The 14,648-nt window shown below is 69.3% G+C and carries 15 protein-coding genes; 10 read left to right on the forward strand and 5 right to left on the reverse strand.

Annotated elements, in window-relative coordinates; translation table 11 throughout:
- Positions 1 to 30 precede the first annotated feature (30 nt).
- From GH664_RS00390 to GH664_RS00405, 4 genes are all read left to right on the forward strand, one after another.
- Positions 31 to 1,098 (forward strand): efflux RND transporter periplasmic adaptor subunit, encoded by a 1,068-nt coding sequence (locus GH664_RS00390; protein ID WP_153166175.1) that lies wholly within the window; start codon positions 31 to 33, stop codon positions 1,096 to 1,098.
- Positions 1,099 to 1,113: 15 nt separating this feature from the next.
- Positions 1,114 to 4,401, forward strand: coding sequence for an efflux RND transporter permease subunit (locus GH664_RS00395; RefSeq protein WP_153166176.1), 3,288 nt, complete (start codon positions 1,114 to 1,116; stop codon positions 4,399 to 4,401).
- Complete coding sequence (locus GH664_RS00400) at positions 4,401 to 4,610, forward strand: DUF2892 domain-containing protein (RefSeq protein WP_153166177.1); 210 nt, start codon at positions 4,401 to 4,403, stop codon at positions 4,608 to 4,610. Before GH664_RS00395 ends, GH664_RS00400 begins: the two co-directional genes overlap by 1 nt.
- Before the next feature lie 72 nt (positions 4,611 to 4,682).
- Positions 4,683 to 4,991, forward strand: coding sequence for a PilZ domain-containing protein (locus GH664_RS00405; protein WP_153166178.1), 309 nt, complete (start codon positions 4,683 to 4,685; stop codon positions 4,989 to 4,991).
- Positions 4,992 to 5,007: 16 nt separating this feature from the next.
- Here GH664_RS00405 and GH664_RS00410 read toward each other — a convergent pair whose 3' ends face one another.
- Positions 5,008 to 5,520 carry a disulfide bond formation protein B gene (locus tag GH664_RS00410; RefSeq protein ID WP_153166179.1) on the reverse strand — a complete coding sequence of 171 codons (513 nt, stop codon included), beginning with the start codon at positions 5,518 to 5,520 and terminating at the stop codon, positions 5,008 to 5,010.
- 186 nt (positions 5,521 to 5,706) lie between these two features.
- Positions 5,707 to 6,627 (reverse strand): LysR family transcriptional regulator, encoded by a 921-nt coding sequence (locus tag GH664_RS00415; protein WP_153166180.1) that lies wholly within the window; start codon positions 6,625 to 6,627, stop codon positions 5,707 to 5,709.
- Positions 6,628 to 6,724: 97 nt separating this feature from the next.
- Here GH664_RS00415 and GH664_RS00420 point away from each other — a divergent pair, with 97 nt between their 5' ends.
- Both GH664_RS00420 and GH664_RS00425 read left to right on the forward strand, forming a co-directional pair.
- Positions 6,725 to 7,324, forward strand: coding sequence for an FMN-dependent NADH-azoreductase (locus GH664_RS00420; RefSeq protein WP_153166181.1), 600 nt, complete (start codon positions 6,725 to 6,727; stop codon positions 7,322 to 7,324).
- 58 nt (positions 7,325 to 7,382) lie between these two features.
- Positions 7,383 to 8,261 (forward strand): pirin family protein, encoded by an 879-nt coding sequence (locus tag GH664_RS00425; protein ID WP_153166182.1) that lies wholly within the window; start codon positions 7,383 to 7,385, stop codon positions 8,259 to 8,261.
- A gap of 70 nt (positions 8,262 to 8,331) precedes the next feature.
- Here GH664_RS00425 and ybiB read toward each other — a convergent pair whose 3' ends face one another.
- Positions 8,332 to 9,255 carry a DNA-binding protein YbiB gene (gene ybiB / locus GH664_RS00430; RefSeq protein ID WP_153166183.1) on the reverse strand — a complete coding sequence of 308 codons (924 nt, stop codon included), beginning with the start codon at positions 9,253 to 9,255 and terminating at the stop codon, positions 8,332 to 8,334.
- Positions 9,256 to 9,284: 29 nt separating this feature from the next.
- Between ybiB and GH664_RS00435 the strand changes: the two genes are divergently transcribed.
- The 3 genes from GH664_RS00435 to GH664_RS00445 are packed head-to-tail and all read left to right on the forward strand — an operon-like array spanning position 9,285 to position 11,259.
- Entirely contained in the window at positions 9,285 to 10,166 is an 882-nt protein-coding gene (locus GH664_RS00435; RefSeq protein WP_153166184.1) for a 2-hydroxy-3-oxopropionate reductase, read from the forward strand.
- 11 nt (positions 10,167 to 10,177) lie between these two features.
- Positions 10,178 to 11,062, forward strand: a complete 885-nt coding sequence (locus GH664_RS00440) for an NAD(P)-dependent oxidoreductase (protein ID WP_153166461.1) — start codon at positions 10,178 to 10,180, stop codon at positions 11,060 to 11,062.
- Positions 11,059 to 11,259: a hypothetical protein gene (locus tag GH664_RS00445; protein WP_153166185.1), complete on the forward strand. Its 201-nt coding sequence runs from the start codon at positions 11,059 to 11,061 to the stop codon at positions 11,257 to 11,259. The genes GH664_RS00440 and GH664_RS00445 overlap by 4 nt, the downstream gene beginning before the upstream one ends.
- Positions 11,260 to 11,369: 110 nt before the next feature.
- Here the strand turns inward: GH664_RS00445 and GH664_RS00450 are convergent, their stop codons facing one another.
- Together GH664_RS00450 and mtnA are read right to left on the reverse strand one after the other, a co-directional pair.
- Positions 11,370 to 12,044, reverse strand: a complete 675-nt coding sequence (locus GH664_RS00450; RefSeq protein ID WP_153166186.1) for a class II aldolase/adducin family protein — start codon at positions 12,042 to 12,044, stop codon at positions 11,370 to 11,372.
- The gene (gene mtnA, locus GH664_RS00455; protein ID WP_153166187.1) at positions 12,041 to 13,147 is read right to left on the reverse strand and encodes an S-methyl-5-thioribose-1-phosphate isomerase; all 1,107 of its coding nucleotides are present in this window, start codon (positions 13,145 to 13,147) and stop codon (positions 12,041 to 12,043) included. The genes GH664_RS00450 and mtnA overlap by 4 nt, the downstream gene beginning before the upstream one ends.
- A gap of 288 nt (positions 13,148 to 13,435) precedes the next feature.
- Between mtnA and GH664_RS00460 the strand changes: the two genes are divergently transcribed.
- Entirely contained in the window at positions 13,436 to 14,593 is a 1,158-nt protein-coding gene (locus tag GH664_RS00460) for a pyridoxal phosphate-dependent aminotransferase (protein ID WP_153166188.1), read from the forward strand.
- Positions 14,594 to 14,648: the final 55 nt, after the last annotated feature.

Below are 14,648 nucleotides of genomic sequence, written 5' to 3' on the forward strand. Positions count from 1 at the left end.
GTCGTTGTTTATAAGAATATACTTATAAACATGAAAAACCTCATCATTCCCCTTTCTGTGGCTGCGCTGCTTGCTGCAGTAGCAACCGTCGGCCGGGCCGAAGTGCCTGTCGTCCGGATCGAGGTGCAGGCGGTGATGCGTACGCAGCCTGCCGAGGCCACGATCGAGGCGGTGAGGCAATCGGTGCTCGCAGCCCAGGTGCCTGGCCGCGTCGTCGAGCTTGCCGTCGACGCAGGCGACGCCGTGCGCAAGGGCCAGGTGCTGATGCGCATCGACGCCGCGGAAGCGGCGGCGGCGGTCGCGGGCGCCGACGCCGGCGTGGCGCGTGCCGAGGCCGATCTCATCAATGCGCGCGCCGAATACGAGCGCGCGCGCAGCCTGGTCGAGCGCAAGTTCATCAGCCAGTCTGGGCTCGATCAGGCGCGTACCCGCTACCAGGCGGCGGAGGCGCAGGTACGCGCGGCACGCGCCAGCCGCGGCCAGGCCGCGACGGTGCAGGGCTATACCGCCATCGTGTCGCCGCTGGACGGCCTCGTTGCGGCGCGGCACATCGAGCGGGGCGAGATGGCCCAGCCCGGGCGCATGCTGCTCACCGTGTATGACCCGACGGCGATGCGCGCGCTGGTTGATCTGGCAGAGCAGCGGATTGCCGAACTCGGCGGCGCGGCAGCCTTGCGCGCGCGCGTGGAACTGCCCGACAGCGGGCGTTCCTTCGATGCGGCAGGGGTGACGGTATTGCCGGCGGCCGACCAACGCACGCACACGGTGCGGGTGCGCGTCGACCTGCCTGCGGGCACGCGAGGCGTATTGCCGGGCAGCTTTGCCCGCGTCCAGTTCTACTCGGCAGACCAGGCGACCCGGGTGCAGCCCGTCATGGTGCCGGCGACGGCGGTGCTGCGGCGTGGAGAACTGACCGCGATGTATGTCGCCGATGGCAAGGGCGGGTTTGCGCTGCGCCAGGTCCGCATCGGCCAGCCGGTCGGGCCGCAAGGCGAAGTCGAGGTGCTCGCCGGGCTCGCCGGAGGCGAAACCGTGGCGCTCGATCCGGTGCAGGCGGGCGTCGCCGCACAGGCGGCCAAGTCCGCCACTGCGCGCTGAGCACGGAGCCCGACGATGGCAGACCGACTCGGCATCTCGGGCCGCATCGCGGCCACCTTCCAGCGCAATGCGCTGACGCCGCTGATCGCGCTGGTGCTGCTGCTGGCCGGCGTGTTCGCGACCCTGATCACGCCCAAGGAAGAAGAGCCGCAGATCGACGTCACCATGGCCAACGTGCTGGTGCCGTTCCCGGGCGCTTCCGCGCGCGACGTCGACGCCCTGGTGGCGCGGCCGGCGGAACAGGTGCTGTCGCGCATGGCCGATGTCGATCACGTCTACACCGTGTCTCGCCCCGGCATGGCGGTGATCACGGTGCAGTTCAAGGTGGGCGTGCCCAACCAGACCGCGCTGGTGCGCTTGTACGACACCGTGCATTCGAATTCCGACTGGCTGTCGCCGCAACTGGGCGTGGGCACGCCGCTGATCAAGCCCAAGGGCATCGACGACGTGCCCATCATCAGCTTCACGCTGTGGACACCGGATCCGGCGCGCGCGGGTTTCGACCTGCAGCAGGTGGCGCGCGCGACGGAGACGGAGCTCAAGCGCATCGCCGGCACGCGCGACGTCACCACCGTGGGCGGGCCGGGCCATGTCATCCGCGTGCAGATGGACACCGAGCGCATGAACGCGCACAGCGTCACGGCGCAGGATCTGCGCGCGGCGCTGCAGCTTGCCAACGCATCGCAGCCTGCGGGCAGCCTGGTGGCCGGCAACCGCGACGTGCTGGTGCAGACCGGCACGTACATCGAATCCGCCGAGGACGTGCGCCGCCTGGTGGTCGGCGTGCAGGATGCCAGGCCAGTGTACCTGCGCGACGTCGCCCAGGTCGAGGACGGCCCCGATCAGCCCACGCGCTACGTCTGGTTCGGCACCGGCGCAGCCGCGCCCGAGCGGGTGGTGCAGGCCGCCGCCGGGCAGAAGGTCTTCCCCGCGGTGACGCTGGCGATTTCGAAGAAGCCGGGCGCCAATGCGGCGGATGTCGCGCAGGCGGCCCTCGCGCGCATGGACGCGCTGCACGGCAGCCTCATCCCCGAAGGCGTCGAAGTGTCGGTGACCCGCGACTACGGCAAGACGGCGAACGACAAGGCCAACCAGCTCATCGGCAAGCTCGTGTTCGCCACGGCGGCGGTGGTCGCGCTGGTGTTCTTCGCCCTGGGGCGGCGCGAGGCGGTGATCGTCGGCATCGCCGTGTCGCTGACGCTGGCCGCGACGCTGTTCGCGTCCTGGGCGTGGGGTTTCACGCTCAACCGGGTGAGCCTGTTCGCGCTGATCTTCTCCATCGGCATCCTGGTGGACGACGCCATCGTGGTGGTGGAGAACATCCATCGCTGGCACACGCTGGAGCCCGACACTCCGCTGTGGAAGCTGATCCCGCGTGCGGTCGACGAAGTGGGCGGCCCGACCATCCTCGCCACCTTCACCGTCATCGCCGCACTGCTGCCGATGGCCTTCGTGACCGGCCTGATGGGGCCCTACATGAGCCCCATCCCGATCAACGCGTCGATGGGCATGTTCATCTCGCTGGCGGTGGCCTTCATCGTCACGCCGTGGCTGGCGCAGAGGCTGTTGAAATCGGTCGACGCGCATCACCACGAGGGCGAGGACAAGCTCACGCTCAGGCTCGACGGCCTGTTCCGCCGCGTGATGGCGCCGATGCTCGACGCCCAGAGTGGCGGCCGCGCGCGCCTCAGGCTGTGGCTGGCCGTGCTGGCGCTGATCGTCGTCTCGGTGGCGCTGCCGGCGGTGCAGCTCGTCGTCATGAAGATGCTGCCCTTCGACAACAAGAGCGAGTTCCAGGTGGTGCTCGACATGCCGGTGGGCACGCCGGTCGAGGAAACCTCGCGCGTGCTCAACGAGATCGGCGCCCACCTGGCGACCGTGCCCGAGGTCACCGACTGGCAGTCCTACGCCGGCGCCGCGGCGCCGATCAACTTCAACGGCCTGGTGCGCCAGTACTACCTGCGCAGCAACCCGGAGATGGGCGACATCCAGGTCAACCTCGTCGACAAGAAGGCACGCCACCGCAAGAGCCACGACATCGCCGCATCAGTGCGCGAGGCCGTGGCCGACATCGCCCGCCGCAGCGGTGGCAATGCGAAGGTGGTCGAAGTGCCGCCGGGGCCGCCGGTGCTGTCGCCCATCGTCGCCGAGATCTACGGCCCCGATTACGACGGACAGGTCGCCGTGGCGAAGAAGGTGCGTGCGGCGTTCGAAGGCACGGCCGACATCGTCGGCGTCGATGACACGGTGGATGAAGCCGCGCCCAAGCTGGTGCTGCGCGTGGATCAGGCCAAGGCGGCGCGCATGGGTGTGGCGCAGGCCGACATCGTCGAGGTGGTGCGGCTGGGCCTGTCGGGCGAGAACGTCACGCCGGTCCACGGTGGCGACAACAAGTACGAGATTCCGGTGCGCATCCAGTTGCCCTCGGTGCGGCAGTCCGACGTGGCCAACCTGCTGGCGATGAAGGTGCGCGCCCGCGAAGGGCAGAATGCGGGCAGGCTGATCCCGATTTCCGAGCTGGTCCAGGTGAGCGAGACGACGCGCGAGCAGGTGCTGTACCGCAAGGACCTGCTGCCGGTGGTGTACGTGACCGGCGACATGGGTGGCAAGCTCGATTCGCCCCTTTACGGCATGTTCGACATCCGCAGCAAGGTGAAGGACATGGCGCTGGCCGGCGCGCCGGGGCTGGGCGGCACCCTGGGCGAGTGGTTCATCCGCCAGCCTGCCGACGCCTATGGCGGCTACCAGTTGAAGTGGGACGGCGAGTGGCAGATCACCTACGAAACCTTCCGCGACATGGGCGCTGCCTATGCGGTCGGCCTGGTGCTGATCTACCTGCTGGTGGTTGCGCAGTTCCGCAGCTACCTGGCGCCGCTCATCATCATGGCGCCGATCCCGCTCACCATCATCGGCGTGATGCCCGGCCATGCGCTGCTGGGGGCGCAATTCACCGCTACCTCGATGATCGGCATGATCGCGCTGGCCGGCATCATCGTGCGCAACTCCATCCTGCTCGTCGATTTCGTCAACCAGCAGGTGCGAGGCGAGGATGGGAAGCCGGGCATGGATTTCGGCGAGGCGGTGATCCGCGCGGCAGCGGTGCGCGCCAAGCCGATCGGGCTCACCGGGCTGGCGGCGATGATAGGCGCGCTGTTCATCCTCGACGACCCCATCTTCAACGGCCTGGCGATCAGCCTGATCTTCGGCATCTTCATCTCGACGCTGCTCACCCTGGTCGTGATCCCGGTGCTGTACTACGCGGCGATGCGCAATCGCCTCGACCGACTCAAGGAGGAAAACTGATGGCGCTCAACATCAACAAACTCGTACGCATCTTCGCCGGTGCCTTCGTGCTGATCTCGCTCGCCCTCGGCGTGGAAGGCTCGCCGCTGTTCGTGAACAAGAACTTCCTGTGGTTCACCGTGTTCGTCGGCGCCAACCTGTTCCAGAGCGGTTTCACCGGGCTGTGCCCGCTGGAAAACATCCTGCGCAAGTGCGGCGTCAGGGATTGAGGCAAGTGCGCGAGGAGGGCGCTGCTGCAGGCGGGATACAATGCGGCACCTTCATTCCCGCTTTCGAACAGCATGCACAACAGAACCGGCCATGACGACCGGCGCCTGGACCGCCGCATCCCGATCGGCTGTCCGGCGCTGATCCACCTCGAAGCAGGAAGCCGCGTGACGGCGAAGTGCATGGAAATCGGCGTCGGCGGCATGAGCTTGCATGCCGCCTATGTGCCCGCGGCAGGCGAAGTGCTCGACGTGGCGGTGGCCGGGCCGGAGGGCGCCCTGCAACGCCCGCCCTTGCGGGTGCGCCTGCAGGTCACGCGCTGCAACGCGCTCGGCGGAGGTCTCTACGAGATCGGCGGGGCGATCGTGCGCGTCGTCGAGTGACGCGGCAGCCGGCCGCTCACGCGCGGCCGCGGCGGAACAGCATCCACAGCGCAAACACCGTCACCCCGGCAAAGCAGAGCAGCGACCAGTTGGCGAGCGACAGGCCGAGAAAGGTCCAGTCGATCGCCGAGCAGTCGCCCGCGCCGCGGAAGATCATCGGCAGCGACTTGTTCAGCGGAAAACTTTCCAGCATGTATTCCAGGCCGGGGCCGCACTCGGGAAATTCCGGCGGGTTGAGCTGCATCCAGCTCTGGCGCGCGGCGACGCTGCCGCCGGCCACCGCTGCGGCACCGATGAGCAGGGCATAGATGCGCGCGGCGGCTGCGCCGGGGCCGTGCAGCGCGGCAATCAGCGCAATCAGGGCGACGAGGACAAAGGCATAGCGCTGCATGATGCACATCGGGCAGGGTTGCAGGCCCACGACATGCTGCAGGAACAGCCCGCCGGCGAGCAGGCCGATGCAGACGACGAAGAGCGCGAAGAACAGGACACGGGCGGGCAGGCGCAGGACTTGCTGTAGCAGTGACATCGGAGCGGTGATCGGTTTTTGATGGGAAAGGTGATGGGCGCTGGCTGCAGGCGCCGCCGACGTGACATTGTAGGCGATGTTGCGCCGCACCCATGACCGCGTGGCGCAATCCTGATCTGCTCGCGAGCACTTCGGTGCTTGATCGGTGGTGCGGCAACAGCAGCGACCGAGGGACGAGTTCCTCCGTCAGATGCTTGCCTGCTGCGCCCCTTCGCCGGCCATGGCCACCTGCAGCATGTCGATGAAGGCGCGGGTCTTGGTCGGCATCAGGCGACGGCCGGGAAACACGGCCCAGGCGGTGTGCGAGGGCAGGCTCCATTGCGGCAGCACGCGGCGCAGCTCGCCGCGGCGCACACGCGGACTGGCGGCGAATTCCGGCACCGCGGCGATGCCCGCGCCGGCGCGCGCGAGGCGGATCAGCAGCTCCGGCGAGTTCGCCGTTCCCCGCCCGGGAGGCACGCCTTCCCAGCGCTGGTTGCCGCATTCGAGTATCCAGGGGACTGGGTCGCCATTGCGCCCGAGCAGGCGCAGGGCCTGGTGCTCGCCGAGATCCTCGGGTGCGGCAGGTTCGCCGTGCTCGGCAAGATAGGAGGGCGCCGCATACAGGCCGTGCGGAAAGACGGCGATCTTGCGCGCCGCGAGCAGTGCGTCGTCGGGCAGGCTGCCCATGCGCAGCACCACGTCGAAGTTTTCGCCGATCAGATCGACCCGGCGCGGTGACAGGTCCAGCTCCAGCGACACGTCGGGGTGCAGTGCGATGAAGGCGGCCAGCATGTCGGTGAGCAACAGGTTGGCGAAATCGCTCGGCATCGACACCCGCAGCCGGCCGCTGGGGCGGGCCTGGCGATGCTCTGCCAGCGCCTGCACCGCATCTACTTCGGACGCCACCTGGCGCGCATGCTCCAGCAGGTGCTGGCCGAACTCGGTCAGCGTCAGGCGGCGCGTCGTGCGCAGCATCAGGCGCTCGCCCAGGCGCTCTTCCAGCAGCGCGACGCGGCGGGACACCGTCGACTTCGGCAGGCCGAGCCGATCGGCGGCGCGGCTGAAGCTGCCCACGTCGGCAACGCGAGCGAAAATCAGCAAGTCGTTGGGATCGAACTGTTCCATATTCGGGATAATGTAATCCGATTGGCAGGCTTATGTGGAGAACCTGGGAAGATTAGAGTTCATTCCACACCAACCTGATTCAACACAGAGGTCCCTCATGAACATCCTGCAAATCAATTCCAGTGCCCGCCGCGAAGGCGCCAATTCCACCCGCGTCGCCAACGAGGTCGCCGCCCGCGTCCTCGCCGCCAATCCTGCGGCGAAGCTGTCGGTGCGCGACCTCGCCGCCGATCCGGTGCCGGTCCTCGACGAAGCGGGGCTGGGCGCACTGTTCACCCCGGCCGACCAGCGCACGGCGGATCAGGCGGCCCGCGTCGCGCTGTACGACGCGCTGATCGCCGAGGTGCAGGCAGCCGACGTGCTGGTGCTGGGCGTACCGATGTACAACTTCACCGTGACGGCGCAATTCAAGAACTGGATCGATGCCATCGCCCGCGCCGGCGTCACCTTCCGCTACACGGAAAACGGCCCCGAGGGCCTGCTGAAGGGCAAGAAGGTCTATGTCGCGCTGGCGCGCGGCGGCATGTACCGTGGCTCCGAACTCGACACCCAGGTGCCCTACCTGAAGGCGGTGCTCGGTTTCCTCGGCATGACCGACCTGCATTTCATCTACGCCGAAGGCCTCAACATGGGGCCGGAAGCGGCGCAGAAGGGCTTCGCGCAGGCGGCCGCCGATCTCGAGGCCGCGCTCGCCTGAGCGTGCCATGCTCGGGGCGCGACCGGCGCCCCGTGACCGATTTCCCGCAGGAGGGATCATGACCAAGCAAACCGCACTTCGCATCGAACAGGTCGAGCAGCCGCGTCGCGTCGAGCGCCTGGTCGCCGGCAAGCCGACGTCGGACGGCGCCGGGGTCAAGCTCACCCGCGTGCTGACGCAGCCGCTGCAGCGCCGGCTGGATCCCTTCCTGATGCTGGACGCCTTCGGCAGCGATCGCCCGGACGACTACATCGCCGGCTTTCCCGATCACCCGCATCGCGGCTTCGAGACCATCACCTACATGATCGCCGGCCGCATGCTGCACCGCGACAGCGCCGGCCATGAGGGCCTGCTCGAGAACGGCGGCGTGCAGTGGATGACCGCCGGCCGCGGCGTCATCCACTCGGAGATTCCGCAGCAGGAAGAAGGCGTGATGGAAGGCTTCCAGCTCTGGCTGAACCTGCCCGGCCGCGACAAGATGTGCGCCCCCTGGTATCGCGACTTCGCCAGCGCCGAGCTGCCGCGCTTCACCACCGCGGCTGGCGCCGACGTCACCGTGATCGCCGGCGAAAGCCACGGTGTGGCCGGTGCGGTGACGCGCGAGGCGACCGCGCCGCTTTATCTGGACATCCACCTGCCGGCCGGCAGCCGCTTCGCGCAAGCCCTGCCGGCGGCGCACAACGCCTTCGTCTACGTGTATCGCGGCGCGGTGAGGCTGGGCGACGACGCGGTGCCGGTGCAGCGCATGGCCATCCTCGCCAATGACGCGCAGGCCGACGGCGTGGTGATCGAGGCGACCGAGGATGCGAAGCTGCTGCTGATCGCCGGCCAGCCGCTCAACGAGCCGATCGCGCAGTACGGGCCCTTCGTCATGAACACCGAGCAGGAGATCTACCAGGCGCTGAGCGATTTCCGCGAGGGCCGTCTGGCGGCCTGACCGCGCTGCGTTGCGCCGTAGGCGCGGGCTCGACCGCGATTCCGGATGCGGGTCGCGGTCGAGCCCGCGCCTACACGTCGGACTTTGCGAGATCGACCAGGGCCGCGACCTGGGCGCGGATCGGCTCCGGCACCGGCTGATCGCCCGCCAGCATGGCGCGGATGATCGCGGCGTTGTCCGCCACCGACGGCGTGTCGGGCAGGCCGGCCAGCGGCGGCGCGCCGCCTTCCTCGGCGGCCACGGCGATGCGCGCGTCGCCTTCCACGTACGCTTTCAGTTCCGGACAGCGCCGCGGGTTGGCGTAGATCTCGCCTTCGGTGCCGCGCAGCAGCATCGCGCGGCCGCCGTCGCGGCGCAGGAACTCGTCCATGCGTTCGAGATATTCCGGGTGCGTCACCGCCACCACCCGCACGCTGCGCCCCAGCGCCGGGTCGAGCAGCTTCGCCATGGTGTGGCCGCTGGCGCGCACGCCCATGCGCAGGCGCAGCGACAGCAGCCGGTCCAGCCCGGGCAGCAACTGATCCACTCGCAGGCAGGCGATGCGCGACGTCGCCAGTTGCGCCGCAGCCGACGCGGTGTCGGCGGCGGGCGCGATGCCCAGCGCCGCGAGCAGCTCGAAGGGGCTGACCCGCGTCTCGAAATCGTGCCGCCCCTGGATCAGCACCGGCACGCCTGCGCGCGCCAGCAGCAGCGCGACCAGCGGCATCAGGTTGGGCTGGCGGCGTGCGCCGTTGTAGGTGGGCAGCACCACGCAACGTGGTCCGTCCGGCACCGTCACCTGTGCGCAGCGTTCATCCATGGCCTGCTTGAAGCCGAGCAACTCGTCGAGCGACTCGCTCTTCACCCGCAACGCGATCAGGATCGCGCCGAGTTCGAGATCGGGCACCTTGCCGTCGAGAATGTCACCGAACAGACTCGCCGCAGTGGGAATGTCGAGCGGCCGCGAGCCCTTGGCGCCCCGGCCGATTTCCTTGATGATGGGTCCGTAGTTCATCGCACGATTATTCAAGGAGGAAGCAATAAATGGAAGTCGGATTCATCGGGCTCGGCCTGATGGGGCGCCCCATGGCCCTCAATCTGCTGAAGGCCGGACATCGGGTGCATGTGTGGAGCCGGCGCCGCGAGGCGATGCAGCCGCTGCTCGAGGCGGGTGCGATCGCCTGCGCCAGCGCGGCAGATCTCGCCCGCCATGCGCCGGTGACGATCAGCATCGTGTCCGATGCGCCCGATGTCGAGCAGATCACCCTCGGTGCCGACGGCGTGGCCGACGGCGCGCGGCCCGGCCACATCCACATCGACATGAGCACGATCGCGCCTGCCGCAGCGCAGCGCATTGCCGCGCGGTTGCAGGAAAAGGGCGTTGTCGCGCTCGATGCGCCCGTTTCGGGTGGCGACGTCGGCGCGATCGCCGGCACGCTGACCATCATGGTGGGCGGGGACGAGGCAGCGTTCGACACCGTGAAGCCGCTGTTCGAGGCGATGGGCAAGTCGGTGACGCGCGTGGGTGCGGCCGGCGCCGGCCAGGTGTCCAAGGCCTGCAACCAGATCATCACCGGCGTGAGTGTCGCGGCGGTAGCCGAGGCGCTCAACTTCGCGGCCAAGAGCGGAGCCGATGGCGGCAAGGTGCGAGAGGCGCTGCTCGGCGGCTTTGCCTACTCGCGCATCCTCGAGAACCACGGCAAGCGCATGCTGGAGCGCAACTTCAAGCCCGGCTTCAAGGCCTGGATGCACCAGAAGGACCTGCGCATCGTCATGGAAGAGGCGCACCGGCTCGGCCTCGCGCTGCCGGCGTCGGCCGCCGCGGCGCAGATGTTCAACGCGATGGCCGGCAGCGGCCTGGGCGAGGAGGACTCGGTGGCGATGCTGAAGCTGCTCGAACGCATGAGCGGAGGGCAGGGACAATGAGCGGGGCGAAGATGAAGGTGGGTTTCGTGGGGCTGGGCACCATGGGCGCGCCGATGGCCGGACATCTGCTCGCCGCCGGGCACGATCTGGCGGTGTGGGCGCGGCGGCCGCAGTCGGTCGAAGCGCTGGCGCAGGCCGGCGCGGAAGTGTGTGCGACGCCTGCCGAACTGGCTGTGCGCAGCGACGTGGTGATCAGCATCGTCACCGCCAGTGCCGACGTCGAGGCGCTGGCCTTCGGCCCGCAAGGGCTCGCCGCGGGGTTCCGCCCCGGCGCCGTCCATGTGGACATGAGCACCATCGCGCCGGCCACCGCCCGCGCGCTCGCGGCGCGCTACGCGAAGCAGGGCGTGGGCTGGGTGGATGCGCCGGTGTCGGGCGGCAGCCAGGGCGCGATCGATGCCAGCCTGGCGATCATGGCCGGCGGCGAGGAGGCGACGCTGCAGGCAGTGATGCCGCTGCTGCAGGCGATGGGCCAGCGCATCGTGCACATCGGCCCGGCCGGCGCCGGGCAGGTGGCGAAAGCCTGCAACCAGATGATCATGGTGTCGGTGATCCAGGCCTGCGCCGAGGCCATGCACCTGGCTGCGGCGCACGGGCTGGACCTCGCCACGGTGCGCCAGGCGCTCGTCGGCGGTTCGGCCGGCTCGCGCGTGCTCGACGTGATGGGCGAGCGCATGGTCAAGCGCGATTTCGTGCCCGGCATCGAGGCCCGCCTGCACCACAAAGACTTCGGCATCCTGATGAACGATGCCTCCCACCTTGGCGCACCGCTGCCGGTGGCAGCGCAGGTGTGGCAGCAGCTCAACGCGTTGATGGCCAGCGGCTGGGCGCGCGAGGACACTTCCGTCCTGCTGCGCGTGCTGGAGCAGGCCGGCGGCGGCCGGGCGGACGCGTGAGCGCCAGGCTCGCGCTCTGCTGCGCCGGGCTCGTGTGGCTGCAGGGGTGTGCGGTGATCGCGGTGGCCGACGCCACGGTGACCGTCGCCGCCACCGCGGTGAAGGCGGGTGCAGCGGTCACCGGCATGGCGGTGGATGTGGTTGCGGCCGGCGTGGATGCGGTCACCAGCGACGACAAGGAAGCCGAGGGCAAGTGAGAACCTGGCCCAAGCCTCAGGCCAATCGCGGTCAAGCCCGCTCCCACGGGACCGCCGCCGGATGGGTGCCGTAGGAGCGGGCTCGACCGCGACCCGTTTGGATTCTGCCCTTACGGCGGAGCAGGCTTCGGCTTGCCATACCACCTGAAGCGCTCGATCACCTCCGCCATCTCCTCGTCCGACAGCAGCACCGGCGCGCCGAGCTGGCAGGTGCGCCAGTACTGCGCGCACAACGTCTCGAACTCGATTGCCAGCGCCAAGGCGTGGTCGAGGTCGCGGCCGTGCACCACCATGCCGTGGTTGGCCAGCAGACAGGCGCGACGACCCTGCAGCGCGGCCACCGCGGCGTCGGACAGCGCCTGGGTGCCGAAGGTGGCGTAGCGCGCGCAGCGGATGGTGCTGCCGCCGAAGCGCGCGATCATGTAGTGGAAGGGCGGGATGTCGCCGCGCTGGCAGGCCAGCGCGGTGGCGAAGGGCGCATGGGCGTGCAGGATCGCGCCGGCCTCCGGGAAGGCGGCGTAGATGTCGCGGTGCAACTGCCATTCCGACGAGGGCGCCAGCGCGCCGTCGAAGCTGCCGTCGGCGCGCAGCAACACCATGTCCTGCACGGTGCAGCGTTCGGCCGCCAGGCCGCTCGGCGTGATCAACAGACCGTCGGCCTGCAGTTCGTCGCCCAGCCGCACGCTGGCATTCCCGGCGGTGCCGACGTTGAGCCCGGCAGCCGTCATGGCGCGTGCCGTTTCGAGCAAGGGCAGGCGCAGCGCGTCGGCGCCCTGGGGCTTCATCGGGCCTGCTCCGGGTAGAGGCCGCGCAGCTCGCCGGGTGTCGCGATGCCGCGCTCGGTGATGATGCCGCCGATGAGGCGCGCCGGCGTCACGTCGAAGGCCGGATTGGCCACCGCAGTACCGGCCGGCGCCTGGCGCAGCTCGGCGATGCGTCCGTCACCCTCGCCATCGCAGCAGATACCGCGCACCACGCATAGCTCGTCGGCGCCGCGGTCTTCGATCGGAATGCAGGTGCCGTCGGCGCAGGCGAAATCCAGCGTCGAATGTGGCGCAGCGATGTATAAGGGCACGCCGGCCTCGCGCGCCGCGAGCGCCTTCAGCAGCGTGCCGACCTTGTTCGCAGTGTCGCCGTTGGCGGCGATGCGGTCGGCGCCGGTGATCACGATATCGACCTCGCCGCGCGCCAGCAGCAGCCCGGCGGCGTTGTCCGCGATCAGCGTGTGCGGCACGCCGGCCTCGCGCAGTTCCCAGGCGGTCAGCAGGCCCTGGTTGCGCGGCCGGGTCTCGCTCACCAGCACTTCCACCGCGATGCCGTGCGCGTGTGCAGCATAGACCGGTGCCAGCGCCGTGCCGGCGCCGCAGGTGGCGAGCCAGCCGGCGTTGCAGTGCGTCATCACGCGCACACGGCCGCGCTGCGCGGCGACGTCCGCCAGCAGCGGAAGACCGTGGCTGCCGATCGCGGCACAGGTGGCGGCGTCGTCGGCCGTAATGGCCTCGGCTTCGCGCCAGGCGGCGGCCAGGCGCTGCGCGGGCGCGAGCGGACGCAGCACGGCGTCCATGCGCGCGAGCGCCCAGTGCAGGTTGACCGCTGTCGGCCGGGTGGCACCGAGCAGTGCCAGGGCCCGCTCCAGCGTGGTGTCGTCGCTGCCCTCGGTGGCGAGCGCGATGGCCACGCCGAAAGCAGCGGTGGCGCCGATCAGCGGCGCGCCGCGCACCCGCATCGACACGATCGCCTCTGCGACCTCGGGCGTGCTTGCCAGGCGGCGAATTTCGCTGCGAAACGGCAGCAGGGTCTGGTCGAGGATGGCGATGGCGTCGCCGTCGCGCCGCAGAGTCGGGATCGGCTGAAGAAAATTGAGCGTATTGCGAGGACCGGAGGACATGACAGCGGGCGGCGACAGGAGGGAGGGCGGGGCCATTTTCGGGGTGGTTCATGGGGAACTCTTGCACCGCCAACGACGCGGCACCTTGCCCGTGACAGGGCAACGCCCGCATTCTACCGGCGGCTCGGATTGGCGCAGTGCAACCTGATTCGACCACGGTTGCCGGCCCGACTGGAATCCGCGCTGCCAGTGCGAGGGCGCCCAGCTTGCAGCAAGCGCTTGCACCCACACGCGCCCAGCTTTGCGACAATGCGCATTCCCAACCGACGACAACGCCCGAGCGCCACCATGCCGAGCTTCCCCGCCCCGATCGAGTCGCGCCTGCCCTCGGTCGGCACCACCATCTTCACCGTCATGTCCCGGCTCGCGCAGGAATGCGGCGCGATCAACCTGTCGCAGGGCTTCCCCGACTTCAACGCCGAGGATGTGCTGTTCGAACGCGTCGCGCACTGGATGCGCGCCGGCCATAACCAGTACGCGCCGATGGCCGGCTGCCTGCCGTTGCGCGAGGCTATCGCGGCCAAGGTGGCGACGCTCTACGGTACGGCCTACAACGTGGAGTCCGAAGTCACCGTGACCGCCGGCGCCACGCAGGCCCTGTTCACCGCGGTGACGGCCCTCGTGCGGCCCGGCGACGAAGTGATCGTGTTCGAGCCCGTGTACGACTCCTACGTGCCGGCCATCGAGCTGGCGGGCGGTCGCGCGGTACGCATGCGCCTGGCCGCCCCCGACTACCGGCCGGACTGGGATGCGGTGGCCGCCGCCGTCGGCCCGCGCACCCGCATGATCATGATCAATTCGCCGCACAACCCCACCGCCACCGTGTGGTCGGCGGCCGATCTCGAGCGCCTCGCCGCGATCACCCGCGGCACCGGCATCGTCGTGGTGTCCGACGAGGTCTATGAGCACATCGTGTTCGACGGCGCCGGCCACGCCAGTTGTGCGGCGCATGCCGAGCTTGCTGCGCGCAGCATGGTGGTGTCGAGCTTCGGCAAGACCTACCACATCACCGGCTGGAAGGTGGGCTACGTGGTGGCGCCGCGCGAGCTGATGGCCGAGTTTCGCAAGGTGCACCAGTTCAACGTGTTCACCGTGAACACGCCGGTCCAGCTCGCGCTCGCCGACTACATGGCCGACCCCGCGCGCCATCTGGCGCTGGCCGGCTTCTACCAGGGCAAGCGCGATTTCTTTCGTAGCGGGCTGGCCGGCTCACGCTTCGAGCTGCTGCCCTCGCACGGCACCTATTTCCAGCTCGCCCGTTATGGCGCGATCTCGGACGAGCCCGATGTGGCCTTCTGCAACCGCCTCACGCGCGAAGTCGGTGTCGCCGCCATCCCGGTGTCGGCCTTCTTCGCGGATGGCCGCGACGAGCGCGTCATCCGTTTCTGCTTCGCCAAGAACGAGGCCACCCTGGCCGCAGCCTGCGAGCGCCTCGCCCGGGTGTGAGCCCGGGCTCGAGCTCGGGTGCGTGCTAACATTTCACGCCTGTCATCCGGTGCGA

The organism is Thauera sp. 2A1, from assembly GCF_009469595.2.
GTDB lineage: Bacteria > Pseudomonadota > Gammaproteobacteria > Burkholderiales > Rhodocyclaceae > Thauera.

What these genes read in the sequence shown, in the direction of transcription:
- GH664_RS00390 (WP_153166175.1), top strand. Translation starts at nt 31, where the DNA reads ATGAAAAACCTCATCATTCCCCTTTCTGTGGCTGCGCTGCTTGCTGCA.
- GH664_RS00395 (WP_153166176.1), top strand. Translation starts at nt 1,114, where the DNA reads ATGGCAGACCGACTCGGCATCTCGGGCCGCATCGCGGCCACCTTCCAG.
- GH664_RS00400 (WP_153166177.1), top strand. Translation starts at nt 4,401, where the DNA reads ATGGCGCTCAACATCAACAAACTCGTACGCATCTTCGCCGGTGCCTTC.
- GH664_RS00405 (WP_153166178.1), top strand. Translation starts at nt 4,683, where the DNA reads ATGCACAACAGAACCGGCCATGACGACCGGCGCCTGGACCGCCGCATC.
- GH664_RS00410 (WP_153166179.1), bottom strand. Translation starts at nt 5,520, where the DNA reads ATGTCACTGCTACAGCAAGTCCTGCGCCTGCCCGCCCGTGTCCTGTTC.
- GH664_RS00415 (WP_153166180.1), bottom strand. Translation starts at nt 6,627, where the DNA reads ATGGAACAGTTCGATCCCAACGACTTGCTGATTTTCGCTCGCGTTGCC.
- GH664_RS00420 (WP_153166181.1), top strand. Translation starts at nt 6,725, where the DNA reads ATGAACATCCTGCAAATCAATTCCAGTGCCCGCCGCGAAGGCGCCAAT.
- GH664_RS00425 (WP_153166182.1), top strand. Translation starts at nt 7,383, where the DNA reads ATGACCAAGCAAACCGCACTTCGCATCGAACAGGTCGAGCAGCCGCGT.
- ybiB (WP_153166183.1), bottom strand. Translation starts at nt 9,255, where the DNA reads ATGAACTACGGACCCATCATCAAGGAAATCGGCCGGGGCGCCAAGGGC.
- GH664_RS00435 (WP_153166184.1), top strand. Translation starts at nt 9,285, where the DNA reads ATGGAAGTCGGATTCATCGGGCTCGGCCTGATGGGGCGCCCCATGGCC.
- GH664_RS00440 (WP_153166461.1), top strand. Translation starts at nt 10,178, where the DNA reads ATGAAGGTGGGTTTCGTGGGGCTGGGCACCATGGGCGCGCCGATGGCC.
- GH664_RS00450 (WP_153166186.1), bottom strand. Translation starts at nt 12,044, where the DNA reads ATGAAGCCCCAGGGCGCCGACGCGCTGCGCCTGCCCTTGCTCGAAACG.
- mtnA (WP_153166187.1), bottom strand. Translation starts at nt 13,147, where the DNA reads ATGTCCTCCGGTCCTCGCAATACGCTCAATTTTCTTCAGCCGATCCCG.
- GH664_RS00460 (WP_153166188.1), top strand. Translation starts at nt 13,436, where the DNA reads ATGCCGAGCTTCCCCGCCCCGATCGAGTCGCGCCTGCCCTCGGTCGGC.